The organism is Pseudomonas sp. WS 5411 (assembly GCF_012985595.1).
Classification (GTDB): Bacteria; Pseudomonadota; Gammaproteobacteria; order Pseudomonadales; family Pseudomonadaceae; genus Aquipseudomonas; species Aquipseudomonas shahriarae.
Genome location: NZ_JAARMC010000001.1, coordinates 1 through 25,030, shown reverse-complemented (window position 1 = coordinate 25,030; position 25,030 = coordinate 1). Strand labels below are relative to the sequence as shown.

Annotated in this window: 23 protein-coding genes; 14 read left to right on the top strand and 9 right to left on the bottom strand. The window is 61.3% G+C overall.

Going from position 1 to position 25,030, the window contains the following annotated elements; translation table 11 throughout:
• Window positions 1-20: 20 nt before the first annotated feature.
• Window positions 21-332 (bottom strand): DUF962 domain-containing protein, encoded by a 312-nt coding sequence (locus tag HBR93_RS00115; protein ID WP_057439981.1) that lies wholly within the window; start codon window positions 330-332, stop codon window positions 21-23.
• 172 nt (window positions 333-504) lie between these two features.
• Between HBR93_RS00115 and HBR93_RS00110 the strand changes: the two genes are divergently transcribed.
• On the top strand, window positions 505-1,566 hold the full coding sequence (locus tag HBR93_RS00110; RefSeq protein ID WP_115128811.1) for an AraC family transcriptional regulator: 1,062 nt from the start codon (window positions 505-507) through the stop codon (window positions 1,564-1,566).
• On the opposite strand, the gene HBR93_RS00105 is transcribed toward HBR93_RS00110, so the two are convergent.
• The 7 genes from HBR93_RS00105 to HBR93_RS00075 all read right to left on the bottom strand — a co-directional run bounded on the left by HBR93_RS00105 (window position 1,523) and on the right by HBR93_RS00075 (window position 9,157).
• Window positions 1,523-2,977 carry a TrkH family potassium uptake protein gene (locus HBR93_RS00105; protein WP_057439979.1) on the bottom strand — a complete coding sequence of 485 codons (1,455 nt, stop codon included), beginning with the start codon at window positions 2,975-2,977 and terminating at the stop codon, window positions 1,523-1,525. The two genes, HBR93_RS00110 and HBR93_RS00105, sit on opposite strands and share 44 nt — an antisense overlap.
• A gap of 283 nt (window positions 2,978-3,260) precedes the next feature.
• A complete protein-coding gene (locus tag HBR93_RS00100) occupies window positions 3,261-4,604 on the bottom strand; it encodes an imelysin family protein (RefSeq protein WP_057439978.1) in 1,344 nt (447 codons plus the stop codon).
• Between the two features lie 160 nt (window positions 4,605-4,764).
• Window positions 4,765-6,816, bottom strand: a complete 2,052-nt coding sequence (locus HBR93_RS00095; protein ID WP_169959658.1) for a GGDEF domain-containing phosphodiesterase — start codon at window positions 6,814-6,816, stop codon at window positions 4,765-4,767.
• A 217-nt stretch (window positions 6,817-7,033) separates the two neighbouring features.
• Window positions 7,034-7,222, bottom strand: coding sequence for a hypothetical protein (locus HBR93_RS00090; RefSeq protein WP_057439976.1), 189 nt, complete (start codon window positions 7,220-7,222; stop codon window positions 7,034-7,036).
• 156 nt (window positions 7,223-7,378) lie between these two features.
• Window positions 7,379-7,975, bottom strand: a complete 597-nt coding sequence (locus HBR93_RS00085; protein WP_003212997.1) for a Fe-Mn family superoxide dismutase — start codon at window positions 7,973-7,975, stop codon at window positions 7,379-7,381.
• Between the two features lie 178 nt (window positions 7,976-8,153).
• Window positions 8,154-8,753 (bottom strand): LysE/ArgO family amino acid transporter, encoded by a 600-nt coding sequence (locus HBR93_RS00080; protein ID WP_057439975.1) that lies wholly within the window; start codon window positions 8,751-8,753, stop codon window positions 8,154-8,156.
• A gap of 5 nt (window positions 8,754-8,758) precedes the next feature.
• Window positions 8,759-9,157: an ACT domain-containing protein gene (locus HBR93_RS00075; protein ID WP_169959657.1), complete on the bottom strand. Its 399-nt coding sequence runs from the start codon at window positions 9,155-9,157 to the stop codon at window positions 8,759-8,761.
• A 102-nt stretch (window positions 9,158-9,259) separates the two neighbouring features.
• Here HBR93_RS00075 and HBR93_RS00070 point away from each other — a divergent pair, with 102 nt between their 5' ends.
• The 10 genes from HBR93_RS00070 (at window position 9,260) to HBR93_RS00025 (ending at window position 20,559) form a co-directional block, all read left to right on the top strand.
• Window positions 9,260-10,153 carry a LysR family transcriptional regulator ArgP gene (locus HBR93_RS00070; RefSeq protein WP_057439973.1) on the top strand — a complete coding sequence of 298 codons (894 nt, stop codon included), beginning with the start codon at window positions 9,260-9,262 and terminating at the stop codon, window positions 10,151-10,153.
• Window positions 10,154-10,206: 53 nt separating this feature from the next.
• On the top strand, window positions 10,207-11,205 hold the full coding sequence (locus HBR93_RS00065; protein WP_057439972.1) for an NAD-dependent epimerase/dehydratase family protein: 999 nt from the start codon (window positions 10,207-10,209) through the stop codon (window positions 11,203-11,205).
• A gap of 111 nt (window positions 11,206-11,316) precedes the next feature.
• The gene (locus HBR93_RS00060; RefSeq protein WP_057439969.1) at window positions 11,317-12,159 is read left to right on the top strand and encodes a hypothetical protein; all 843 of its coding nucleotides are present in this window, start codon (window positions 11,317-11,319) and stop codon (window positions 12,157-12,159) included.
• Between the two features lie 141 nt (window positions 12,160-12,300).
• A complete protein-coding gene (locus HBR93_RS00055) occupies window positions 12,301-13,560 on the top strand; it encodes an AGE family epimerase/isomerase (RefSeq protein WP_169959656.1) in 1,260 nt (419 codons plus the stop codon).
• Window positions 13,561-13,666: 106 nt separating this feature from the next.
• The gene (locus HBR93_RS00050; RefSeq protein WP_057439967.1) at window positions 13,667-14,953 is read left to right on the top strand and encodes an ABC transporter substrate-binding protein; all 1,287 of its coding nucleotides are present in this window, start codon (window positions 13,667-13,669) and stop codon (window positions 14,951-14,953) included.
• Window positions 14,954-15,122: 169 nt separating this feature from the next.
• Window positions 15,123-16,031 carry a sugar ABC transporter permease gene (locus HBR93_RS00045; RefSeq protein ID WP_029296391.1) on the top strand — a complete coding sequence of 303 codons (909 nt, stop codon included), beginning with the start codon at window positions 15,123-15,125 and terminating at the stop codon, window positions 16,029-16,031.
• Window positions 16,024-16,866: a carbohydrate ABC transporter permease gene (locus HBR93_RS00040; protein ID WP_057439965.1), complete on the top strand. Its 843-nt coding sequence runs from the start codon at window positions 16,024-16,026 to the stop codon at window positions 16,864-16,866. The genes HBR93_RS00045 and HBR93_RS00040 overlap by 8 nt, the downstream gene beginning before the upstream one ends.
• Before the next feature lie 2 nt (window positions 16,867-16,868).
• On the top strand, window positions 16,869-18,026 hold the full coding sequence (gene ugpC / locus HBR93_RS00035) for a sn-glycerol-3-phosphate ABC transporter ATP-binding protein UgpC (RefSeq protein WP_169959655.1): 1,158 nt from the start codon (window positions 16,869-16,871) through the stop codon (window positions 18,024-18,026).
• A 178-nt stretch (window positions 18,027-18,204) separates the two neighbouring features.
• Window positions 18,205-19,551 (top strand): carbohydrate porin, encoded by a 1,347-nt coding sequence (locus tag HBR93_RS00030; protein WP_057439963.1) that lies wholly within the window; start codon window positions 18,205-18,207, stop codon window positions 19,549-19,551.
• A gap of 162 nt (window positions 19,552-19,713) precedes the next feature.
• Window positions 19,714-20,559 (top strand): D-hexose-6-phosphate mutarotase, encoded by an 846-nt coding sequence (locus HBR93_RS00025; RefSeq protein ID WP_057960488.1) that lies wholly within the window; start codon window positions 19,714-19,716, stop codon window positions 20,557-20,559.
• Window positions 20,560-20,644: 85 nt separating this feature from the next.
• Here HBR93_RS00025 and HBR93_RS00020 read toward each other — a convergent pair whose 3' ends face one another.
• Complete coding sequence (locus HBR93_RS00020) at window positions 20,645-21,505, bottom strand: MurR/RpiR family transcriptional regulator (RefSeq protein WP_169866643.1); 861 nt, start codon at window positions 21,503-21,505, stop codon at window positions 20,645-20,647.
• Window positions 21,506-21,724: 219 nt separating this feature from the next.
• On the opposite strand from HBR93_RS00020, the gene zwf reads away from it, so the two are divergent.
• From zwf to HBR93_RS00005, 3 genes are read left to right on the top strand one after another with little or no spacing between them, the layout of a single operon-like run.
• Window positions 21,725-23,191 (top strand): glucose-6-phosphate dehydrogenase, encoded by a 1,467-nt coding sequence (zwf, locus tag HBR93_RS00015; RefSeq protein ID WP_057439956.1) that lies wholly within the window; start codon window positions 21,725-21,727, stop codon window positions 23,189-23,191.
• Window positions 23,178-23,891 (top strand): 6-phosphogluconolactonase, encoded by a 714-nt coding sequence (gene pgl, locus HBR93_RS00010; protein ID WP_169959654.1) that lies wholly within the window; start codon window positions 23,178-23,180, stop codon window positions 23,889-23,891. Before zwf ends, pgl begins: the two co-directional genes overlap by 14 nt.
• A gap of 17 nt (window positions 23,892-23,908) precedes the next feature.
• The gene (locus HBR93_RS00005; protein WP_057439953.1) at window positions 23,909-24,574 is read left to right on the top strand and encodes a bifunctional 4-hydroxy-2-oxoglutarate aldolase/2-dehydro-3-deoxy-phosphogluconate aldolase; all 666 of its coding nucleotides are present in this window, start codon (window positions 23,909-23,911) and stop codon (window positions 24,572-24,574) included.
• Window positions 24,575-25,030 lie beyond the last annotated feature (456 nt).

Below are 25,030 nucleotides of genomic sequence, written 5' to 3'. Positions count from 1 at the left end.
TCTCTTTCTGTTTTGCGGGTTTAGAACGGTACCTTGCCCAGAATCATGTCGCGGTACATCACGAAATCACCCAGCAGGCTGTAGAACGGATGCTGGAACGTGGCCGGGCGGTTCTTTTCAAAGAAGAAGTGGCCGATCCAGGCAAAGCTGTAGCCGGCCACCGGCAACACCCACAGCAGCCACCAGGCACCTTTGCCGACGGCGAAGGCGAGAATAAAAATCACCAGGCTGGTGCCGATAAAATGCAGGCGCCGGCAGGTGCTGTTGCCGTGTTCACTCAGGTAATACGGATAGAACTCGGCGAAGCTATTGAATTGTCTGACATTTTCCACGTTGGCCGGCCCTCTGTTTGTTGTTGTGCCCGACGGATGTTCGGCGGGGAGCTTATTTGAGTCTAGAGTCATCACAGGCAAGGGCCAGTGACAATAGACGCCACTTTAGTATCCTTGGGTTCCGGGCTGCGGTTTCAGCCGTCCCTTCATAGAACGCGCGCAAGAAAACGCCATGAACGAACGAACCACTTCTGCAAGTTGGGCGATGGGGATAGTCAAGGCGCTGGAGCTCGATGGCCTGGATTGCCGTGCGCTGTTCCAACAACTGGGCCTGGATTATCGCGCCCTGGATGACCCCGATGCGCGTTTCCCCCAGGACTCCATGACCCGGCTCTGGCAGCGCGCGGTTGAGCTGTCGGGCAATCCGGCCATTGGCTTGAATATGGGCAAGGTGGTGCGTCCGGCGTCCTTCCATGTGGCGGGTTATGCCTTGATGTCCAGCAGCACCCTGGCTGAAGGCTTTGCCCGGCTGGTGCGTTACCAGCGGATCATTGCCGAAAGTGCCGACCTGAGTTTCCGCCTGTTACCCGAAGGCTATGCGCTGATCCTCACGGTCCACGGCGACCATCTGCCACCCACCCGGCAAAGCGCCGAGGCTTCACTGGCCTGTGCCCTGGCGTTATGTGGCTGGCTGACCGGGCGCACGCTGCAGCCGCGCAAGGTGTTGGTGCAGGGCGATCAGCCGGTGGACCTGGAGCCTTACAAGCAGGCCTTTCATGCACCGCTGGTGTTCAACGCGCCGTATGACGCGCTGATCTTCGAGCGGGCGGACATGGAAGCGCCGTTGCCCACCGCCAACGAGGCGATGGCGCTGCTGCACGATCGGTTTGCCGGGGAGTACCTGGCGCGGTTTTCCGAGAGCCGGGTGACCCACAAGGCCCGCCAGGTGCTGTGCCGGCTGTTGCCCCAGGGCGAGCCCAAGCGTGAGGTGGTGGCGCAGACGTTGCACTTGTCCCAGCGCACCTTGCAGCGGCGCTTGCAGGAGGAGGGCACCAGCTTCCAGGCTTTGCTCGACGACACCCGCCGCGAGCTGGCCGAGCAGTACCTGGCGCAGCCGAGCATGACCCTGCTGGAAATCGCCTACCTGCTGGGGTTTGCCGACCCGAGTAACTTCTTCCGCGCGTTTCGCCGCTGGTTCGATGCCACACCCGGCGAATACCGGGCGCGGCTGCAGGAAACGTCGGTGAGTGTCAGTGGCGCCAGAACGCCGGAATGCACAGCACAAACACCGTAATGATCTCCAGCCGGCCCAGCAGCATGCCCAGGGACAGGATCCACTTGGCGGCGTCCGGCAGGGTCGCGAAATTGCCAGCCGGGCCAATGGTTTCGCCCAGCCCCGGACCTACACCGGAGACGGTACTGGCGGCGCCGGTCAAGGCGGTCATCCAGTCCACGCCCAGCAGCGACAGGGCCAGGGCAATCATGCAGATGGTGATGGCGAAGAAGAACGAGAACGTCAGGATCGAGCGCACGATTTCTTCGTCGAGGCGATGGCCGTTGTATTTCTGCTTGATCACCGCCCTTGGGTGAATCAACTGGTTCAAGTTGGCCTTGAGCAGGATATAGGCGACCTGGAAGCGGAAGATCTTGATCCCGCCGGCGGTGGAGCCCGAGCAACCGCCGACAAAGCCCAGGTAGAAGAACAGCATCAGGGAGAAATTACCCCACAGGCTGTAGTCGCCCAGGGCAAAGCCGGTGGTGGTCACCACGGACGTGACGTTCAGCGCGACATGGCGCAGTGCATCCAGCCAGTGCAGGTTGGTGGTCCACCAGTACCAGGTGCCGAGCACCACCCAGGTCACCAGCAGCATCGCCAGCAAACCTTGTACTTGCTGGTCCTTGATCAGCGCCTTGCGGTTGCCACGCAATGTCGCGACATACAGGGCAAACGGCAGGCTGCCCATGATCATCACCACGATCGCCACCCAATGCACCGCCGGTTGTTTCCAGTGGGCCAGGGACTCATCGGAGGTGGAGAACCCACCGGTGGAAATGGCCGACATCGCGTGGTTGATCGCGTCGAACAAGCCCATGCCGGCCCACCAGAACCCGAGGCTGCCGAGGATGGTAATCCCCACATAGGCCGCCACAATCAGGCGCGCCACCATATGGGAGCGCGGCATGACCTTTTCGGAGCGGTCCGAGGATTCGGTCTGGAACAGGCGCATGCCCCCGATGCGCAGCAGCGGCAGGATCGCCACCGCCATGCCGATAAAGCCGATGCCGCCGAGCCAGTGCAGCATCGAGCGCCACATCAGGATGCCCGGTGACATGGTATCCAGGCCGCTGAGCACGGTGGCGCCGGTGGCGGTAATGCCGGACATGCTTTCAAAAAATGAGTCGGTATAGCTGATGTGTTGGGTCAGCAAAAACGGCAGCGCGGCAAAGATGCACACCACCACCCAACTGCTGACCGTCAGCAGGTACATGTCCCGGGGGCGCAGTTGCACCTGCTCCGGACGCCCGGGAATCACCAGGGCCAGGCCGGCGATAAAAGTGATCATGCTGGCCCAGAGAAAGGACGGCAGGTCGCTGGTGCGCTCGAAAAACATCAAGGTGGCCATGGGCACGACCATGGCGACCGCGAGGGTAATCAGGAAGATGCCGATGATGAAACCAATGATCCGCAGGGTCGGCATTGCCATGAATAGCGCTCGGGTAACAGTCGGAGGCGCCATTCTACCTACGGTGCAGGGCTTGTAAACCGGGGGCTGCAAAGGGGGGCGCGGATCTGATGTAGGACTTGGCTTAACAGGGGCGCTGGCTTGTGTGGGAGCTGGCTTGCCTGCGATGGCGGTGGGTCAGGCCCGAATGCTTGACTGAACCACCGCCATCGCAGGCAAGCCAGCTCCTACAGGGGAGAGGGCGCCTGCAAACGATGAATACAAAAAAGGCGACCCGAAGGCCGCCTCATTCAAACCGCGTGGATCAGAACTCGTGATCAGCGGTATCCGGGTTCAGGTCACCGATGCCCAGCTTGCCAGCCGCTTGCTCGATGGAGCCGGTCTGCTTGACCAGGGCGGCGATGGCATCGCGCACGATCTGGTTGCCCGCCGTGTTGCCGGCGGCGATCAATTGGTCGTAGTGCTCACCCTTGTTGGCATGGTCGACCATGACCTGGATCTTCGCTTCGGTAGCCGCCAGGTCAGCCTTGAGGGCTGCATCGGCGGCCGGGTCGACCTTGGCCACCAGGGACGACAGGCTGGCGCCGGTCAGCTTGGTGCCATCGGCGCGGGTGTACTCGCCCAGGTAGACGTTGCGGATGCCCTTGGCGTCGTAGAACTGCGAATTGTGGGTGTTGTCGCTGAAGCAGTCGTGCTCGTCTTCCGGCGAGTTGGCTTCCAGGGACACTTTCATGCGCTCGCCCGCCAGTTCACCCAGGGACAGGCTGCCCATGCCGAACAGCATCTTGCGCAGGCCGTCGGTCGCAGGTTCTGCTTCCAGGGTGGCGCGGTAGTTGTCTTCGACGTTGGGTTTCCAGTTGCCGACCATTTCTTCGAGGTCGCTGACCAGCAGTTGGGTCACGGCGCGCAGGTAAGTGCGGCGACGCTCGTTATGCCCACCGGTGGCGCCGTCGCCTTGCAGGTAGTCCGACGCTGGACGGTTGCCGGCGCCAGGGCCGGTGCCGTTCAGGTCCTGGCCCCACAGCAGGAATTCGATGGCGTGGTAGCCGGTGGCGACGTTGGCTTCGGAGCCGCCCAGCTCATTGAGGCTGGCGAGTTTTTCCGGGGTGATTTCCTTGACGTCGACCTTGTCTTCGCCGACCTGGATCTCGGTGTTGGCGATGATATTGGCCGTGGCGCCCGGGTTGCCGAGGGCGTGTTCGTAGGACTTGTCGACATAGTCGATCAGGCCTTCGTCCAGCGGCCAGGCGTTCACCTGACCTTCCCAATCGTCAATGATGGTGTTGCCGAAGCGGAACACTTCGCTCTGCAGGTACGGTACGCGCGCGGCGATCCAGGCGGTACGGGCGGCCTTCAGGGTCTCGTCGTTGGGGTTGGCGAGGAAGGTGTCGATCGCGGTCTGCAGGGTTTTTGCGGTGGACTCGGAGTCGCTGTACACCGCGAACACCAGGTCTGCGTAGTGCGCGACGACTGCCTTGGCGGCGGCCTCGTCAACCTGGCCGGCGGTAGCGGCAGCCGCTGGAGCGGTAGTGCTGGCAGCTGGCGTCGGCGCCTGAGGCGCGGCAGCCTTGTCTTTGCCCTCGCCGCAGCCGGCGAGAGAAATGGCGATGGCCAGCAGACTGGCGGTGGCCAGGGGCATACGAATCATGGCGAACATCCTGCTTCGGTAGTGGATCGGGGCGCAGTGCAGCGCGCAAAACTGCAACATAATGCGAAAGATTTGCATTTTCTGTAAAGGGTTAACGCAGGAAAAGTTTCACAGTCAGGCGCCAGCCCCCCAAGGCCGTGCCTTGGGGGGCATTAAGGCTTTACAGGATGGCGGCGTTATTGCGCTCGGCTTGCTTGAGATAGGCCGCCAGCTCACGGGCGGGCAGGGGTTTGCTGTAGTGATAGCCCTGACCTTCGTGGCAGCCTTCGCTGATGATGTAGGCTTCCTGCTCGGGTGTTTCCACACCTTCGGCGATGACCTGCATGCCCAGGCTTTTGCCCAGCTGGATGATCGCCCGCACGATGGTCGCATCGTCGTCGTCGTCCAGCAGGTCCTGGACAAAGCTCTTGTCGATCTTGATTTTGTCCAGAGGCAGGCTTTTCAGGTAACTCAGTGATGAGTAGCCGGTACCGAAATCGTCGATGGCAATCAGCGCGCCGGAGCGGCGCAGGCTCAGCAAGTGCTGGGCGGCGGTGCTGATGTCTTCCATCAGGCCGGTCTCGGTCACTTCCAGTTCCAGGCTGCGCGGCGGCAGGCGATAGATCTGCAGCAGGTTGTTGACCACCCGTGGCAGTTCGGCGTGGTGCAGTTGCACCGTGGACAGGTTGACCGCCATGCGCAGCTCGGTAAAGCCCTGGTCATGCCATTCGCGCAATTGCCGGCAGGCCTGGTCCAGCACCCACTCGCCAATGGGGATGATGGTGCCGTTCTGTTCCGCCAGCGGGATAAACAGGTCCGGTGGCACCAGGCCGTGTTCCGGGTGCTGCCAGCGAATCAGCGCCTCGACGCCGACCACGCGATGATCGGCATAGCTGATCTGCGGTTGGTACACCAAGTGAAACTGGTCGCGGCCCAGGGCTTCGCGCAAGTCTTTCTCCAGTTCGCGGCGACGGCGCATCTCGCTGTCGACACTGGCGATATAGAACTGATAGCGATTGCGCGAGCGGCTCTTGGCCAGGGTCATGGTCTGCTCGGCCTTTTGCAGCAGTTTCTCGGTGCTGTCGCCGTCTTCGGGGAACAAGGTGATACCGATGGTGGCGCGCAGGCGGATCTGTTCGTGGTCGAGGGCGAACTCGGCTTCCAGGTCATCGAGGATGCTCTGTGCCAGCTCGGCGGCTTCGTAGGGTTGCTCGATATCGGCCTGGACCAGGGCGAACTGGTCGCCGCCCAGGCGCGCCAGGGCGCCGAGGCGCCCACTGTGGGCACGCAAGCGGTCGGCCAGGGCCAGCAGCAACTGGTCGCCGGCCTGGTAGGTGTACTGCTCGTTGACACTCTTGAAGTCATCCAGCCCCACGCACAGCACCGCGACCCGGCGTTGTCGGCGCCCGGCGTCGACCAGGATCTTGTCCAACTGTTCCTGCAGTTTCTGGCGGTTTGGCAGGCCGGTAAGAAAGTCGTACTGGGCCATGCGCAACAGGCTGTTTTCTGCTTCGTGGCGCAAATGGGTGTTGCGCTCGATAGACGCCAGTAACTGGTTGGCAGTGTTGATCCACAGCCCCAGTTCATTCTTTTCGTGGCCTTTGAGTTGCGGGATCTTGTGCTCGCTGGGGCGGTCGGGATTGATCGAGCTCAGGTGGCTGATGATCCGCGACAGGGGCTTGGTCAGCAGCCAGTGATAGACCAGGTACAACACCAGGCCCATGGCCAGGGCGCGCAGCACCCCGGAGATAAAAATGATCCCCGAATTGACGATAAAGCCCCGGCCATAGGTGGCGGTGTCGAGGGTGATGCTCAGGTCGCCGTAATACTCGCTATAAGGCCCGCGCCCTACCAGCGGGGTGGTAAAGGTGCGTTCCCGGCCCAGAATCACGTCCGTCAGCCAGCGGCTGGGGGACTGCTGCAAGTCCCGGCTTTTTTCGGCGAGCATGGGTTCATTGGGATGGCCAATGGAGGCCATGCGCACCGCATCATCCTGAAACAGGCCTTCGATGACTTGCATACCCATCTCACGGTCCAGGCTGTAGACGGCCTGGGTCGAGGGGTCGCGAAACATGTCGAGGATGCGCTGGGCATCGCCTGCCACCGCCTGGCGCGTCTTGTAGGCATCAAAGACGATCTGCGCCACGCTCAGTGCCACGCCCACTATCAGTGCCGACAACAGCACCACCCGGAGCAACTTCACCGACAAGCTGTTTTTGAGTTCCAGCTTCAAAGGGTTATTCCTTGTTCCATGCGGGTAGCCTCAATATGCCATGAGTATTGGCAATCCCGTGGTGGCAGTCAAAGGAACATTGCGGTGCGTGGCGTCTGGACGCTAGCGGGGCAAGATCTGGAAGGCGATGGGCGGATCAAATCTTCCGCCCTTTTGCACGGCTGGCGGGCGTACAGGCGTAGGCTTTTCTGCCTGTCGCAAGAGCACGTCGATGGCCTCAAGGATGCGGGTAGGTAATCTGCATATCGACTTTGGCGTGTACATCTTCGGCTATTTTGCCGGGTTCTTTCTCCTCGTCTTCACCTGACTTGCCCTTTATTGCATTCCCCAGCACTCCCGCCAAGGCACCCACAAGCTCTCCGATCCCTGGCATGGCGCCCTTGGCGAGTTCCATTATTCCAAGCATGGTTGATACTCCTAAAATAGATGAGGGAGTTATTTCTCTCACCGGCTCAGTGGTCAATTCCTGTCGGTGAGTTCCACGGGTGTTGGGGTGAGGTGGTTTCAATCTGGCACAAAAAAGCCCGGCAATTGCCGGGCTCTTTTTTACTGCAAGGGTTACTTACGCAGTGAAGGTTTTGCCTTCGAACTGCTCGGCAACGAACTTCCAGTTGACCAGGTTCCAGAACGCTTCCACATACTTTGGACGCACGTTGCGGTAGTCGATGTAATAGGCGTGTTCCCAGACGTCGCAGGTCAGCAGCGGGGTATCGCCGCTGGTCAGCGGGTTGCCGGCGCCGATGGTGCTGGCCAGGGCCAGGGAACCGTCAGCCTTTTTCACCAGCCAGCCCCAACCGGAACCGAAGGTGCCGACCGAAGTCTTGGTGAACTCTTCCTTGAACTTGTCGAACGAACCGAAAGCGGCGTTGATCGCCTCGGCCAGTGCGCCAGTCGGTTGGCCGCCAGCGTTTGGCGCCAGGCAGTTCCAGTAGAAAGTGTGGTTCCAGACCTGGGCGGCGTTGTTGAAGATGCCACCCGAAGAGGATTTGACGATCTCTTCCAGGGTCTTGCCTTCGAACTCGGTGCCAGGCACCAGGTTGTTCAGGTTCACGACATAGGTGTTGTGGTGCTTGTCGTGGTGATACTCCAGGGTTTCCTTGGAGATGTGCGGCTGCAGGGCATCGTGTGCGTAGGGCAGCGGCGGCAATTCGAAAGCCATGATAATTCTCCTAATCAGGTCAGTTGCGGTGAGCGCAAGGCCGATCACGGGCGGCCAAACAAGCGCCGGGGAGTTTGTACTCTTTGCGGCGCAGGGGCTGGATCATAGCACCGGGGGTGCGGCAAAACCACGCAACAACTGTGTGGGATAGAGGTTCCAGAGCGTTTTGGAATATTCCTCAGGTGCTGATCAATTGATAGGCCACGCTGAACATCATCACCGCCACCAAAAGGTCCAGCAGGCGCCAGGTCGCCGGGCGCGCGAGCCACGGGGCCAGCCACGCCGCGCCCAGGGCCAGGGCGGAAAACCAGAGGAACGACGCACTGGCGGCGCCTGCGACATAAGCGCCCGGCTCGGTTTGCTGGGCGCCCAGGGAACCGATCAGTAACACCGTGTCCAGGTACACATGAGGGTTGAGCAGGGTTACGGCCAGGGCGCTGAGCATCACCGCGCGCAATGAGCGCACCTTCTGGCCCTCGCCTTGCCCCAGGCTTTGCCGCGAACAGGCGCGGCGCAAGGCCAGGGCGCCATACCACAGCAGGAAAGCCGCGCCGCCCCAGCGGGCAATCGCCAGCAGTAACGGGTTGTGCGCCAGCACCGTCGCCAGGCCAAACACCCCGGCGGCCACCAGCAGCGCATCACACACCACGCACAAGGCCGCCACTGGCAGGTGATGTTCGCGACGCAGGCTCTGCGCCAGCACAAACGCGTTTTGCGTACCGATAGCCATGATCAGCCCGAGGGCCACCAGCAAGCCGTTCACGTAACTTTGCCACATAGGATTTACTCCGCGCCCGCTGCCAGTTGTTTCAATACATCCATTGCCCGCTCGGCATCGTTGCGGCCGACAAACAAATGGTCGTGGTAGTAGCCGGCGACCACGTTGCAACTGATCCCGGCACGTCCCAGGGCAGTGGCGAAGGCGGCGGTCAGACCGACGGCCTCCAGGGCCGAGTGCACGTTCAAGGTGATCCATGCCGCCACGTACTCGAAGCTCAGGCCGGCCTGTTCGGCCTGTTGGCGCTCGACAATCACCGTCAAGCCTTCCTGTTCGCGAAAGCTGCCGATCACTTCGCAGTCGGGCAGGTGGCTGTCGGCCAGGGTGCAGAACACATAGTCGCCCACGTTGAGCTGTGGGCTCATGCTGCGCAGCAGGGTTGCCAGGGCGGTTTCGCCAGCCATTGGAAGATCCTTGAAAGAAGATAAACACGGGATGCTGGTCATTCTCCGGTCTGGCGCTGTATAAGAAAAACCAATATTGCTCATCGCTCATTAGGAAAACTGATGTTCGACTACAAATTGCTCTCTGCCCTGGCGGCGGTGGTGGAACAGGCCGGCTTCGAACGTGGCGCCCAGGTGCTGGGCGTGTCGCAATCGGCTATTTCCCAGCGCATCAAATTGCTCGAAGCGCGTATCGGCCAGCCAGTACTGGTGCGCGCGACGCCGCCCACCCCCACGGAAATCGGCCGGCGTCTGCTTAACCATGTGCAGCAGGTGCGCCTGCTGGAGCGCGACCTGCAAAGCCAGGTGCCGGCGTTGGACGAGGAGGGCATGCCGGAGCGCCTACGGATTGCCATCAACGCCGACAGCCTGGCCACATGGTGGGGGCAGGCGGTGGGGGATTTTTGCGCCGAACAGCATGTGTTGCTGGAGTTGGTGGTGGAAGACCAGACCGTCGGCCTCAAGCGCATGCGCGCCGGCGAAGTGGCGGCCTGCGTCTGCGCCAGCGAGCGCCCGGTAGCCGGTGCCCGCAGCCTGCTGCTGGGGGCCATGCGCTATCGGGCCCTGGCCAGCCCGGCGTTTATCGCCCGGCACTTTCCTGGCGGGGTGCGCGCCGATCAGTTGGCCCGGACCCCGGCGCTGGTATTTGGCCCGGATGATTTCCTGCAGCATCGCTACCTCGCGTCGCTAGGCGTGGACGGCGGTTTCGAACACCATTTATGCCCGTCTTCCGAAGGGTTTATCCGCCTGGCTGAGGCCGGCCTGGGCTGGGGGCTGGTGCCGGAGTTACAGGTGCGTGAGCAACTGCAGCGTGGGGTGTTGGTGGAGTTATTGCCAGATAAACCCATTGATGTGCCGTTGTACTGGCATCATTGGCGCAGTGGTGGGCAATTGCTCGGCTTGTTGACCGAGCATCTGGCGCGGGCGACCGGCCAGTTGTTGGTGCCGTTGGGGTGACTGCTGGCGTCAACGCAACTGCGATGAAAAATGTAAAGAACACGGAGTAATACATGAAAATTCTGGTCACCGGCGCAAGCGGCTTCATTGGCGGGCGCTTTGCGCGCTTCGCCCTGGAGCAGGGCCTGGACGTGCGGGTCAACGGGCGGCGGGCCGAGGGTGTCGAGCACCTGGTACGGCGCGGCGCCGAGTTTATCCAGGGTGATCTGAATGATCCGGATCTGGTGCGCAACCTGTGCCGCGACGTCGAAGCCGTCGTGCATTGTGCCGGTGCCGTAGGGTTGTGGGGGCGTTACCAGGACTTTTATCAGGGCAATGTGCAGGTGACCGAAAACGTGGTCGAAGCCTGCCTGAAACAGCGGGTCGGGCGCCTGGTGCACTTGTCGTCGCCGTCGATCTATTTCGATGGCCGCGATCACCTGGGGCTGACCGAAGAGCAAGTGCCCAAGCGCTTCAAGCATCCCTATGCGGCCACCAAGTACCTGGCCGAGCAAAAAGTCTTCGGTGCCCAGGAGTTCGGTCTAGAAGTGCTGGCCCTGCGCCCGCGCTTTGTCACCGGGGCCGGGGATATGAGCATCTTCCCGCGACTGTTGAAAATGCAGCGCAAAAACCGCCTGGCCATCGTCGGCGACGGCCTGAACAAGGTTGATTTCACCAGTGTGCACAACCTCAACGAGGCCCTGCTCAGCAGCCTGCTGGCCACCGGCTCGGCGTTGGGCAAGGCCTATAACATCAGCAATGGCACGCCGGTGCCGGTGTGGGACGTGATCAACTACGTGATGCGCCAGATGGAAATGCCCCAGGTCACGCGTTACCGTTCCTACGGCTTGTCCTACAGCGTCGCGGCGCTCAATGAAGCCTTCTGCGCGATGTGGCCGGGGCGTCCGGAGCCGTCACTGTCACGCCTGGGCATGCAGGTGATGAACAAGGATTTCACCCTGGACATCAGCCGCGCGCAGCACTACCTCGATTACCAACCCAGGGTCAGCCTGTGGACAGCGCTCGACGAATTTTGCCACTGGTGGAAAGTCCAGGAACCGGGCTCCCAGTAGCCTTCGCAACACCGGGAACCGATTTTTCGGTTGCCGCTCGACCAAGGCGACGGGCCAGGGGTTTATACTCCCGCCGCTTGGTTTTTTATGTGGCTATCTCAAGGTTGATTCATGCGTAACGATACTAAAGACGACTTCGACAATGTGCCGAGCCTGCGGGCCGACGTTGGCGATGACGATGATTTTGTGCCGACAGCTGCCACCTCCATCCGCTCGCGCCCGGCGCCGGTGGTCAAGGTCAAGAGTGCCAGTACCGGGCCGTTGTGGGCCCTGGTCGGCGCGCTGCTGTTCGCCTTTGTGGGCCTGGCCTGGTGGAGTTTCCAGCAGATATCCCTGATGGGGCAGCAACTGGTGGCCACCCAGGAAAGCTTTGCGCGCATCAGCGAAGAAGCCGCCGGCCGCTTGCAGGACATTTCCGGCAAGGTGGTGGCCAGTGAGGCCATCGTCAATACCGGTAGCGAAGCGCTCAAGCTGCAGATCAAGCAGTTGGAAAGCCAATTGCTGGAGCAGGGCAAGCAACAGTTGGGCGTGGCGGGCCAGGCCACCGACCTGGACAAGCGCCTGGCGCAGATGAGTGCCAGCACCACGGACCTGGCCACTGCCAATACCCAGTTGCAGGCCCAGGTGCTGAGTCTGGTCAATGAATTGACCGCCCTCAAGGCCGCACAGGCCGAAGCCGCCAAATTGAATGCCGACGTCAAGGAACTGGGCACGGAGGTGGCCGCCTTGAAGAAGCAGGGCAATCCGGCCACGGCCATTGCACGCCTGGAACAGGACCTGCTGGTGGTCAAGAGCGAACTGGACAACCGCGCCGCCACCGAAGGGCCGTCGAATAAAGAGTTCGACGTGTTCCGTATCCAGACCACCCGCAACATCACCACCTTGCAAACCCAGATGCAGAACCTGCAACGGGAGGTGAGTGCGCCGGCCAAGGTCACGCCCCTGGGCCAGTGACGCCATTGTTACTCTTGGGGCCGGCTTGCCGGCTCTTGCCAATGTCACCAATCGGTGACATTTCCTCGCTCTTTCGTTACATGCCCTCTCCCGACCCTTGTTTAGACTGCGGTCATCCCATAAAAACAAAAAGGGCCACCCATGATCATGCAACCACTGCCTGCCAGCAGTTGGCTGAACGCCCCTGCCCATCACGCCTGGCTCGCCGCCGAAGGCCAGCGCCTGCTGGGTTTTGCCAAGGCCTCGCGGCTGCCTGAAGGCTTCGGCAACCTCGATGTACAGGGCCGTCTGCCCGTCGATGCCCACGCCGAAACCATGAACACCGCCCGCATGACCCACAGCTTCGCCATGGCTCACGCCCAAGGGCTGCCGGGCTATGCCGAGCTGGTGGAGCACGGTGTGGCCAGCCTCGGCGGCCCGTTGCGGGATGCCGAGCATGGCGGCTGGTTTGCCGTCGCCGGCGCGGGTGATGGCAATACGGGCAAGGCCGCCTACCTGCACGCCTTTGTCGCCCTGGCCGCCAGTTCCGCCGTGGTGGCGGGTGCCCCTGGGGCGCAAGCTCTGTTGACGGATGCCATGCAGATCATCGACCAGCATTTCTGGTGCGAGGAGGAGGGCGCAATGCTTGAATCCTTCGCTCGGGACTGGAGCGGTGAAGAAGCCTATCGCGGCGCCAACAGCAACATGCACGCCACCGAAGCCTTTCTGGCCCTGGCCGATGTCACCGGCGACACGCGCTGGCTGGGGCGGGCGCTGCGTATTGTCGAACGGGTGATCCATCGGCACGCCGCCGCCAATGAATTTATGGTGATCGAGCATTTCGACCGCTATTGGCAACCCCTGCACCGTTACAACGAAGATAACCCGGCCGACGGCTTTCGCCCCTACGGCATCACTCCCGGGCACGGCTTTGAATGGGCGCGCCTGGTGTTGCACCTTGAAGCCGCACGCCAGCAGGTGGGGCTCGTCACGCCAGCGTGGTTGCTGGAGGATGCCAAGGCTTTGTTCGCCAGCGCCTGCGAGTATGGCTGGTCGGTGGACGGTGGCCCGGGCCTGGTCTACACCCTGGACTGGCACTACCGCCCGGTGGTGCGCGAGCGTCTGCATTGGACCCACGCCGAAGCCAGCGCGGCCGCCCAGGCCCTGCTCAAGCGCACCGGCGAGTGGCATTACGAGGTCTGGTACCGGCGCTTCTGGGAGTTCTGTGAAACCCACCTGATCGACCGGGTCCTGGGCAGTTGGCACCACGAACTCGACCCGCAAAACCTGCCCGCCAGCAAGATCTGGGGGGGCAAGCCGGACCTGTACCATGCCTGGCAGGCCGTATTGCTGCCGGGCCTGCCGTTATCCCCAAGCATGGCCAGTGCGCTGGGGGCCGGTTGCTATGTCACCAAGTGGTGACATTTGCCCGTCCCTTTGTTACGTGCCTGGCAAAAATCCCTGTTTAGAATCCTATGCAGCGCAAGCTCCAGACTTGCATGCATAACAACAAGAAAAAGGTACTCAGATGAACGCGATTAATCGCCTCGCCGTTGCTATTTCCATTGCCTCGTTGTTTCCCCTCAGTGCATTTGCCGCCGACTCCAAAGGGACGGTTGAAGTTGTGCATTGGTGGACCTCGGGCGGTGAGAAGGCGGCGGTGGATGTCCTGAAGGCCCAAGTTGAGAAAGACGGTTTTACCTGGAAAGACGGGGCCGTCGCAGGCGGCGGCGGTGCCACGGCCATGACCGTGCTGAAAAGCCGCGCGGTCGCCGGCAACCCGCCAGGCGTGGCCCAGATCAAAGGCCCCGACATCCAGGAATGGGCGTCCACCGGGCTGCTCGACACCGACGTCCTGAAGGACGTGGCCAAGGCCGAGAAGTGGGACGAACTGCTCGACAAGAAAGTCTCCGACACGGTGAAGTACGAAGGTGATTACGTGGCCGTGCCGGTGAATATCCACCGCGTCAACTGGCTGTGGATCAACCCTGAAGTCTTCAAGAAAGCCGGCATCAGCAAAAACCCTACGACCCTTGAAGAATTCTATGCCGCCGGTGACAAGCTCAAGGCTGCCGGCTTCATTGCGCTCGCCCACGGTGGCCAGCCTTGGCAGGACAGCACGGTGTTCGAAGCCGTGGTGCTCTCGGTCATGGGCGTGGACGGCTACAAGAAAGCCCTGGTCGACCTCGACAACGCGACCCTGACCGGCCCGGACATGGTCAAGGCGTTGACCGAGCTGAAAAAGGTCGCGACCTATATGGACGCCGACGGCAAGGGCCAGGACTGGAACCTGGAAGCCGCCAAAGTCATCAACGGCAAGGCCGGCATGCAGATCATGGGTGACTGGGCCAAGAGCGAGTGGACAGCCGCCAAGAAAATCGCCGGCAAGGACTACGAGTGCGTAGCCTTCCCGGGCACCGACAAGGCCTTCACCTACAACATCGACTCCCTGGCGGTGTTCAAGCAGAAAGATGCCGGCACCTCGGCCGGTCAGCAAGACATCGCCAAGGTCGTGCTGGGTGAGAACTTCCAGAAGGTCTTCAGCATCAACAAGGGCTCGATCCCGGTGCGCAACGACATGCTCGGCGACATGGCCAAATACGGCTTCGACAGCTGCGCCCAGACGGCGGCCAAGGACTTCCTGGTGGATGCCAAGTCCGGCGGCCTGCAACCGAGCATGGCGCACAACATGGCGACCACGCTGGCGGTGCAGGGCGCGTTCTTTGATGTGGTGACCAACTTCATCAACGACCCGAAAGCCGACCCGGCCGACACCGCCAAGAAACTTGGCGCGGCGATCAAGTCTGCCAAGTAACCCCTAGGGGCAATCGGTTTCAGTGTGGGAGCGGGCTTGCCCGCGATGCAGGCGCCTCGGTGTAGCAGTGACACCCAGGTGATGCCATCGCAGGCAAACCAGCCCCCACCTAAAGCCGGCCCCCACAAGGTTATCCATTAGTCCCTTACTCCCTGCCCTGGATTTCCCCATGAGTTCTGTTGCTGTGTTCAGCAAGGCCTCGCCGTTCGATGCATTGCAGCGCTGGCTCCCCAAACTGGTGCTGGCCCCGAGCATGTTCATCGTCCTGGTGGGCTTCTATGGCTACATCCTGTGGACGTTCGTGCTGTCGTTCACCAACTCCACCTTCCTGCCCACCTACAAATGGGTGGGCCTGGCGCAATACGCACGGTTGTTCGACAACGACCGCTGGTGGGTGGCGAGCAAAAACCTGGCGCTGTTCGGCGGCATGTTTATCGGCATCACCCTGGTGATCGGCGTGCTGCTGGCGGTCTTTCTCGACCAGCGCATCCGCCGCGAAGGCTTTATCCGCACCATCTACCTGTACCCGATGGCGCTCTCGATGATCGTCACCGGTACTGCCTGGAAATGGCTGCTCAACCCCGGCATGGGCCTGGACAAACTGCTGCGCGACTGGGGCTGGGAAGGCTTCCGGCTGGACTGGCTGATCGACCCGGACCGCGTGGTGTATTGCCTGGTGATTGCGGCGGTATGGCAAGCCTCGGGCTTTATCATGGCGATGTTCCTCGCCGGCCTGCGTGGGGTTGATCAGTCGATCATCCGTGCCGCACAGATCGACGGCGCGAGCCTGCCGCGTATCTACTGGAGCGTGGTGCTGCCCAGCCTGCGCCCGGTGTTCTTCAGCGCGGTGATGATCCTTGCGCACATCGCCATCAAGAGCTTTGACCTGGTGGCGGCAATGACGGCGGGTGGCCCTGGCTACTCGTCCGACCTGCCGGCGATGTTCATGTATTCCTTCACCTTCAGTCGCGGCCAGATGGGCATGGGCTCGGCCAGTGCGATCCTGATGCTCGGCGCGATCCTCGCGATCATCGTGCCTTACCTGTACTCCGAGCTGAGGACCAAGCGCCATGACTAGTCTCGCCAAACCTTCCATCAGCTTCAGCCGCCTGGCGATCCATGCGGTGCTGATCCTGGCCGTGGTGCTGTACCTGGTGCCGCTGGTGGTGATGCTGCTGACCAGCTTCAAGACCCCGGAAGACATCAGCACCGGCAACCTGCTGAGCTGGCCGACGGTGATTACCGGGATCGGCTGGGTCAAGGCCTGGGCCACGGTAAACGGGTACTTCTGGAACTCGTTCATGATCACCATCCCGGCGGTGCTGATCTCCACCACCATCGGCGCGTTGAACGGCTACGTGCTGTCGATGTGGCGTTTTCGCGGTTCGCAGTTGTTCTTCGGTCTGTTGTTGTTCGGCTGCTTCCTGCCGTTCCAGACCGTCTTGCTGCCGGCCTCGTTCACCCTCGGCAAAATGGGCCTGGCCAGCACCACCACCGGCCTGGTGTTCGTGCACGTGGTCTACGGCCTGGCATTCACCACGCTGTTCTTCCGCAACTACTACGTGAGCATTCCGGATGCGCTGGTCAAGGCTGCGCGCCTGGATGGCGCAGGATTTTTCACCATCTTCCGTCGGATCATTCTGCCGATGTCGACCCCGATCATCATGGTCTGCCTGATCTGGCAGTTCACCCAGATCTGGAACGACTTCCTGTTTGGTGTGGTGTTCTCCAGCGGTGATTCGCAGCCCATCACGGTGGCGCTGAACAACCTGGTCAACACCAGCACCGGGGCCAAGGAATATAACGTTGATATGGCGGCGGCGATGATCGCCGGGCTGCCGACCCTGCTGGTCTATGTGGTCGCAGGCAAGTATTTCGTGCGCGGCCTCACGGCTGGCGCGGTCAAGGGGTAATCATGGCTACGCTCGAACTTCGCAACGTAAACAAGACCTATGGTGCCGGCCTGCCGGACACCCTGAAGAACATCGAACTGTCGATCAAGGACGGTGAGTTCCTGATTCTTGTCGGGCCCTCGGGCTGCGGCAAGTCGACCTTGATGAACTGCATCGCCGGCCTGGAGAACATCAGCGGCGGCGCGATCATGATCGGTGACCAGGACGTCAGCGGCATGAGCCCCAAGGACCGGGATATCGCCATGGTGTTCCAGTCCTACGCCCTGTACCCGACCATGAGCGTGCGCGAGAACATCGAGTTCGGCCTGAAAATCCGCAAGATGAGCCAGACCGACATCGACGAGGAAGTGGCGCGGGTGGCCAAGCTGCTGCAGATCGAGCACCTGCTCAATCGCAAGCCGGGCCAGCTCTCGGGCGGCCAGCAACAACGTGTGGCCATGGGCCGGGCGCTGGCGCGGCGGCCGAAGATCTACCTGTTTGACGAGCCACTGTCCAACCTCGACGCCAAGCTGCGGGTCGAGATGCGCACCGAAATGAAACTGATGCACCAGCGCCTGAAAACCACCACGGTCTACGTGACCCACGACCAGATCGAAGCGATGACCCTGGGCGACAAAGTGGCGGTGATGAAGGACGGGATCATCCAGCAGTTCGGCACGCCGAAAGACATCTACAACGATCCGGCCAACCTGTTTGTGGCGAGCTTTATCGGCTCGCCGCCGATGAACTTCATCCCCCTGCGCCTGCAACGCAAGGAGGGCCGCCTGCTGGCCCTGCTCGACAGCGGCCAGGCGCGTTGCGAATTGCCACTGGGCATGAACGATGCGGGCCTTGAAGACCGCGATGTGATCCTCGGCCTGCGCCCGGAGCAAATTGTCCTGGCCAGCGGCGAGGGCAATGGCTTGCCGAGCATTCGTGCCGAAGTCCAGGTGACCGAGCCCACAGGCCCGGACACCCTGGTGTTCGTGCAGCTCAATGACACCAAGGTCTGCTGCCGCCTGGCGCCGGATGTGGCGCCGCAAGTGGGCGAGAGCCTGACCTTGCAGTTCGATCCGGCCAAGGTGCTGCTGTTCGACGCCAAGACCGGCGAACGCCTGGGCACCGCCGCGTCAGTGCCAGTGCCACACGCCGACAACGTCACCCAATTTAAAGGCCGCTGAAAATCAAAATGTGGGAGCGGGCTTGCCCGCGATACAGGCCGCTCGGTCTACCAGGCACACCGCAGTGATGCCATCGCGAGCAAGCCCGCTCCCACACATTCGATGTGGATGTTTCGGAAATAGCTGTAAACCGCGTTAGATAAAAACAGTTAATAACAATAAAGACGAGGATGTAGGGATGAAAAAGCAACACAACAACACTCGCTTGATCTGCCAGCTGTCAGCAGCGGCAGCGCTGGTTTTGTCCGCCAATGCGATGGCAGACGAGGCCTTCAGTGCCGATTCCAAGTGGATGACCGGCGATTGGGGCGGCGAGCGGACCAAGCTGATCGAGCGGGGTATCGACATCAAGGCCGACTACGTTGGGGAAGCGGGCTACAACGCCCACGGCGGCTACAACGATGACAAGACCGGTCGTTATGCTGACCAGTTCGGCCTCGGCGTAGCGCTGGACCTGCAAAAACTCTGGGGCTGGGACAACACCCAGGCCAAGATCCAGATGACCAGCCGTAATGGCCGCAACATCTCCAATGACCGCATTGGCGACCCGCGTGCCGGCACCTTGAGTTCGTCTCAAGAAGTGTACGGCCGTGGCCATATGGTGCGCCTGACCCAGTTCTGGATTCAGCACCAGATGTTCGACAACAAGCTGGATGTGAAACTCGGTTACTTCGGTGAAGGCGAAGACTTCAACACCTTCCCGTGCGACTTCCAGAACCTCTCGTTCTGCGGTTCCCAAGTGGGTAACTACGTCAACACCTGGTACAACTGGCCGGTCAGCCAGGCCGCGATCCGCGTGAAGTACCACATCACGCCTGAGCTGTATGCGCAGATCGGCGCGTACAACCAGAACCCCTCGCAGCTGGAGCACGGCAACGGCTTCAAGCTCAGCGGCAGTGGCACCAAGGGCACCGTGATTCCGGTGGAGCTGGTCTGGTCGCCGAAGGTCAATAACCTGCCGGGCGAATACCGTGTGGGTTACTACAAGAGCGCCGCCGATGCTCCCGATGTACGTGAAGACGTCAACGGCGACAATGCGGCCACCACTGGCGCAGACTACCGTACCCGCAGCAGCAAAAAAGGCTATTGGTTCGTTGCCCAGCAGCAGCTCACCACCCATAACGGCGACGCTTCCCGCGGCCTGAACATCGCGGCCAACGCCACCTTCCACGACAAGGAAACCAACACGGTCGACAACTATCAGTCGATCATGCTGGTGTACAAAGGCCCATTCGATGCGCGTCCAAAAGATGACGTCGGCATTGGTGCTGCTCGCCTGCATGTCAACGATGACGTGCGCAAGAACGCCGAGTTGTTGAACGAAGCGGGCGGTTTCACCGATTACAGCCAGGCAGGTTATGCGCCACTGCGCGGCACCGAGTACAACTACGAAATCAACTACGGCTTCCACGTCACCAACTGGTTGACCGTGCGTCCCAACCTGCAATACGTCACCCACCCAGGTGGCGTGGATAAAGTCGACAACGCCCTGGTCGCCGGTCTGAAAATTCAGTCGGTGTTCTAACGCGGTTGCGATAAGCTCCTTCTCTCTGTGCGCATTTTGCGGGTAGCCATGGCTATCCGCTTTTTTTTGAGCGGGTGCGCATAACGCGTGTGGGAGCTGGCAAGCCAGCTTCCACAGGTTCACCAAAGAGGTGAGCGATAGTGATCTACAGGACCGTGGCACATGCATGAGCATCCGCTGCAACGCTTTTTCAAATCCCTGCGCGAGCAACCGATATTCGCCTGGGAGCGCTTCCAGATGCGCGACGTATTGGTGATTGACCATCCCCTGTGTCAGGCGGTATTCAGCCGCCAGGGCGCGCAGTTGCTGCATTTCCAACCCACGGGCCAGAAGCCATGGCTGTGGTGCGCGGCCAAGTGGCCGCAGGTCGGGGCGATCCGTGGCGGCGTGCCAGTGTGCTGGCCGTGGTATGGCCGCCATCCCAGCGAAAACGCCTGGCCCTCCCATGGTTGGGCACGCTTGATTGACTGGAAGCTATTGGACAGCAGCACCGATGACGACGGTGTGCGCCTGCATTGGCAATTGCAGCTGTGCGATTGGCAGGTGGACCTGCATGCGCACCTGGGCGAAACCCTCGAACTGCGCCTGAGCACCGAGCATCAGGATGAGCTGCCGTGCCAGTTGAGCCACGCTTTGCACGCCTATTGGCGGATTGGCAACGTGGGCGAGATAGCGCTGTCTGGGCTCGACGGGGCGCAGGGTTACGACCAGTTGAGTCGTCAGGTTTGCCAGCAGCAAGGTGAGTTGCGCGTCGATGGCGGCTGCCAGCGCGTGTTCCAGCATGAGGGGGAGTTGCAGCTCAAGGACCACGCCTGGCAGCGCGAACTGTGCATCGACACTGGCGACAGTGCTGACACGGTGGTCTGGCATCCGGGCAGCCGGCCATTGCTGGGGGTGAGCTTTAACGAGGCATCGGGCTTTGTGTGTGTGGAGTCGGCCATGGCTGGGGCCAGCTTGGCGCCGGGGGAGAGGGCGCATTTGAGTTTGCAGGCCCGGGCGGGGGGGTAGTGGTGTTGCCCTGGGCCTCATCGCGGGCCAGCCCGCTCCCACAAGGTAGCGGGCTGGGCTGGCCCTGCTGGAGGCGATTCCAGCTTTAGTTGAACTCATCCCCCACCGGATACCGGCTGTCATTCAAGCTCTCTTTGATCTTGCGCAGATGGGGCTGGAAATCCACACCACGGCGCAAGGTCATGCCGGTCGCCAGCACATCCAGCACTGTCAACTGAATGATCCGCGAGGTCATTGGCATATAGATGTCGGTGTCTTCCGGCAGCGGGATGTTCAAGCTCACCGTACTGACCTTGGCCAATGGCGAGTTTTCGGCCGTCACGCCCAGCACCGAGGCGCCGTTCTCCCGGGCAATGCGCGCCACTTCCACCAATTCCCGGGTGCGGCCGGTGTAGGAAATGATCACGAATAGCTCGCCGGTATGCGCCACCGAGGCAATCATGCGTTGCATCAATACGTCGGCGTGGGCCGTCACCGACAGGTTGAAACGGAAGAACTTGTGCAGGGCATCCATGGCCACTGGCGCCGAAGCACCGAGGCCGAAGAAGTGGATCTGCCGTGCCTGGATCAGCAAGTCCACGGCCTTGCTGATAAGCGCGGGGTCCAGGGCCTGGCAGGCGCTGTCCAATGAAGCGATGGCGCTGCCAAAAATCTTTTGCGTGTAGGCCTCGGGGTTATCATCGGCCTCCACAGCGCGGCTGACATAGGCCGCGCCACTGGCCAGGCTTTGCGCCAGTTGCAATTTCAGTTCAGGGTAACCGCTGACGCCGAACGAGCGGCAGAAACGGTTGACCGTCGGTTCACTGACCGAGGCGGCTTGGGCGAGGGCAGCGATCGAGAAGCGGGTCGCCTGCTGTGGGTTGAGCAGGATGACCTCGGCGACTTTTTTCTCGGCCTTGTTCAATTCTTCGAGGCGGTTCCGGATCTGTTCCAGAAGATTGCGCACGCGGTCCATTCAGTCTTTCCTTCGGGCGACGATGCAAGTAAGGGCCAGTAACCGGTCGACGAGCGGCCCTTGGCGGTGGCCTATCCTACTGAGGGTAGTTGAACACCACCACTCGCAATGCGTATTTTGGGAAAATGTTGTGGTTATTACTACATTTTTCCTTGAGTGATGCCTTGAAAAAAGGTATTTGTAGCTTAACTTGATAAAAGAACAAACATCATGCCTTCGATAACCGTGGAACCCTGCACCTTTGCCCTGTTTGGCGCCTTGGGTGATCTGGCGCTGCGCAAGTTATTTCCTGCCCTTTATCAACTCGATGGCGCCGGGCTCTTGCATGCCGACACCCGCATCCTGGCCCTGGCCCGTGAAGCTGGCTCCGAGCAGCAGCACCTGGACCATATCGAGCGCGAACTGCGCAAATACGTCGGTCAGGAACTGGATGAAGCGGTAGCTGCGCGCTTCCTCGCGCGCCTGGCCTATGTGCATGTCGATTTCATGAATGCCGATGACTACGTGGCCCTGGCCGCCAAGGCCGGCACCGAACAACGCCTGATCGCCTACTTCGCCACCCCGGCGGCGGTGTATGGCGCGATCTGCGAGAACCTGTCCAAGGTCGGCCTGGCGGAAAATACCCGGGTGGTCCTGGAGAAACCCATCGGTTCGGACCTGGAGTCCTCGCGCAAGGTCAACGACGCCGTGGCGCAGTTTTTCCCGGAAAACCGCACTTACCGCATCGACCACTACCTGGGCAAAGAGACGGTGCAGAACCTGATTGCCCTGCGTTTTGCCAACAGCCTGTTTGAAACCCAGTGGAACCAGCATTACATCTCCCACGTGGAAATCACCGTGGCCGAGCAGGTGGGTATCGAAGGCCGCTGGGGCTACTTCGACAAGGCCGGGCAACTGCGGGACATGATCCAGAATCACCTGCTGCAACTGCTCTGCCTGATCGCCATGGACCCGCCGGCCGACTTGTCCGCCGACAGCATCCGCGACGAGAAGGTCAAGGTGCTCAAGGCCCTGGCGCCGATCAGCCCGGAAGGCCTGACCACCCAGGTCGTGCGCGGCCAGTACATTGCTGGCTACAGCGCCGGCAAGCCGGTGCCGGGTTACCTGGAAGAAGATAACTCCAACACCCAGAGCGATACAGAAACCTTCGTCGCCCTGCGGGCCGATATTCGCAACTGGCGTTGGGCCGGGGTGCCGTTTTACCTGCGCACCGGCAAGCGCATGCCGCAAAAGTTGTCGCAGATCGTTATCCACTTCAAGGAACCGTCCCACTATATCTTTGCCCCCGAACAGCGCCTGCAGATCAGCAATAAGCTGATCATCCGCCTGCAACCGGACGAAGGTATTTCCTTGCGCGTGATGACCAAGGAGCAGGGCCTGGACAAGGGCATGCAACTGCGCAGCGGGCCACTGCAACTGAATTTTTCCGACACCTACCGTAGCGCACGGATTCCCGATGCCTACGAGCGGTTGTTGCTGGAAGTGATGCGCGGCAATCAGAACCTGTTTGTCCGTAAAGATGAAATCGAAGCCGCGTGGAAGTGGTGTGACCAGTTGATCGCCGGGTGGAAAAAATCCGGTGATGCACCCAAGCCGTATGCGGCGGGTTCCTGGGGGCCGATGAGCTCCATTGCACTGATCACGCGGGATGGGAGGTCGTGGTATGGCGATATCTGATTTGAAACTGCCCCAGGGCGTAACACCTCATGAGTACCGCACGCCGGTACTGCTGGCCGAAGGCTTGGCCAACGACGTGGCCGAACAACTGCGCGCGGCCATCAGTGCCCGTGGCGAGGCGACCCTGGTGGTGTCCGGTGGCCGCAGCCCGGTGGCGTTTTTCCAGAACCTGGCCAGCCAGGGCCTGGACTGGTCCAAGGTCACCATTACCCTGGCCGATGAGCGCTGGGTGCCGGTGGAACATGCCGACAGCAACGCTGGCCTGTTGAAGAAACATCTGCTGCAAGGCCCGGCGGCCAAGGCCAAGTTCTTGAGCCTTTACAGCGCCGCCGCGAACCTGGACGGCGCTGCCGAGCAGGCGGATCGCCTGCTGGCCGAACTGCCGGCGATTGATGTGCTGGTGCTGGGCATGGGCGATGACGGGCATACCGCGTCGCTGTTCCCCAACAGCCCGAACCTGGCCGAAGCGCTGCAACCCGATGGCACCCGCCGGTGCTGGCCGATGCTGGCGCCGAGCGTGCCCCATCAGCGCCTGACCATGAGTCGTGCATTGCTGGCCAGCGCCCGTTACACCGTGTTGTCGATTGCCGGCGATTCGAAACTCCATACCCTGAGCGAAGCGCTGGCCAGCGACGATGTTGCCGGCATGCCGATTCGCGCGTTTTTGCAACCCACTCTAGAGATTTACTGGTGCCCATGAGCCAAGGATCAGCCGCTATGAAAAGCCCTCACCCGACCGTGTCCATGGCGGATAAAGTTGCCCTGATCGACAGCCTCTGCGCCAAGGCGCGGATCCTGCCAGTGATCACCATTGCCCGCGAACAGGACATTCTGCCCCTGGCCGATGCCCTGGCGGCGGGTGGCTTGACCGCGCTGGAAGTGACCCTGCGCTCGCAGTTCGGCCTCAAGGCCATCCAGGTCCTGCGTGAGCAGCGTCCGGAGTTGGTGACGGGCGCGGGCACGGTGCTCGATCGCACCATGCTGGCGGCTGCCGAGGCGGCGGGTTCGCAGTTTATCGTCACCCCCGGTATTACCCGTGACCTGCTTGAAGCCAGTGTCGACAGCCCGATCCCGCTGCTGCCCGGCATCAGCAATGCCTCCGGCATCATGGAAGGCTATGGCCTGGGCTATCGTCGTTTCAAACTGTTCCCGGCGGAAGTCAGCGGCGGTGTGGCGGCAATCAAGGCCCTGGGCGGACCGTTTGGCGAAGTGAAATTCTGCCCCACTGGCGGCGTTGGCCCGGCCAACATCAAACACTACATGGCGTTGAAAAACGTGATGTGCGTGGGCGGTAGCTGGATGCTTGATCCGGAGTGGATCAAGAACGGCGACTGGGCGCGCATCCAGGAAGTCACCGCTGAGGCGCTGGCGCTGCTGGACTGATTGGCTTTACCGAATCGTTGTTGCTGTGCTTCACGGCATGTTTGCGGTGCACTTGGTCGGTGTGCCGCTTTTTTTTGCCTATAGAAAAGCGAAATTTCACCGTAATTCAAATGGGGGGGCTTGTGTGGGAACTGGCTTGCCTGCGATAGGCATAGGTATCTACACAACTCGCTTTTTTTGGTTATTGGGTGTGAGTACATATCCGTTGCTGCGGTCACGGCCACTTAGGGTTCCGCCCTTACGGCGGCTCACTTTGGAGAAGCGCCAAAGTAAGCAAAGCGCTCTTGCCCCACCACTCGGTGCCTCGCCTAGGCTCGGCATGCCCGCAGTCAGGCATTGCTCCGTGGGCCCGCCGCGATCGGCCATCCCTGGCCGTGTCGCGGCTACCCCGGCATCCATGCCGGGGTGCCCACTGCGCAATACCTGCCTGCGGCCATCGTGGTTTAACGGGGCGCC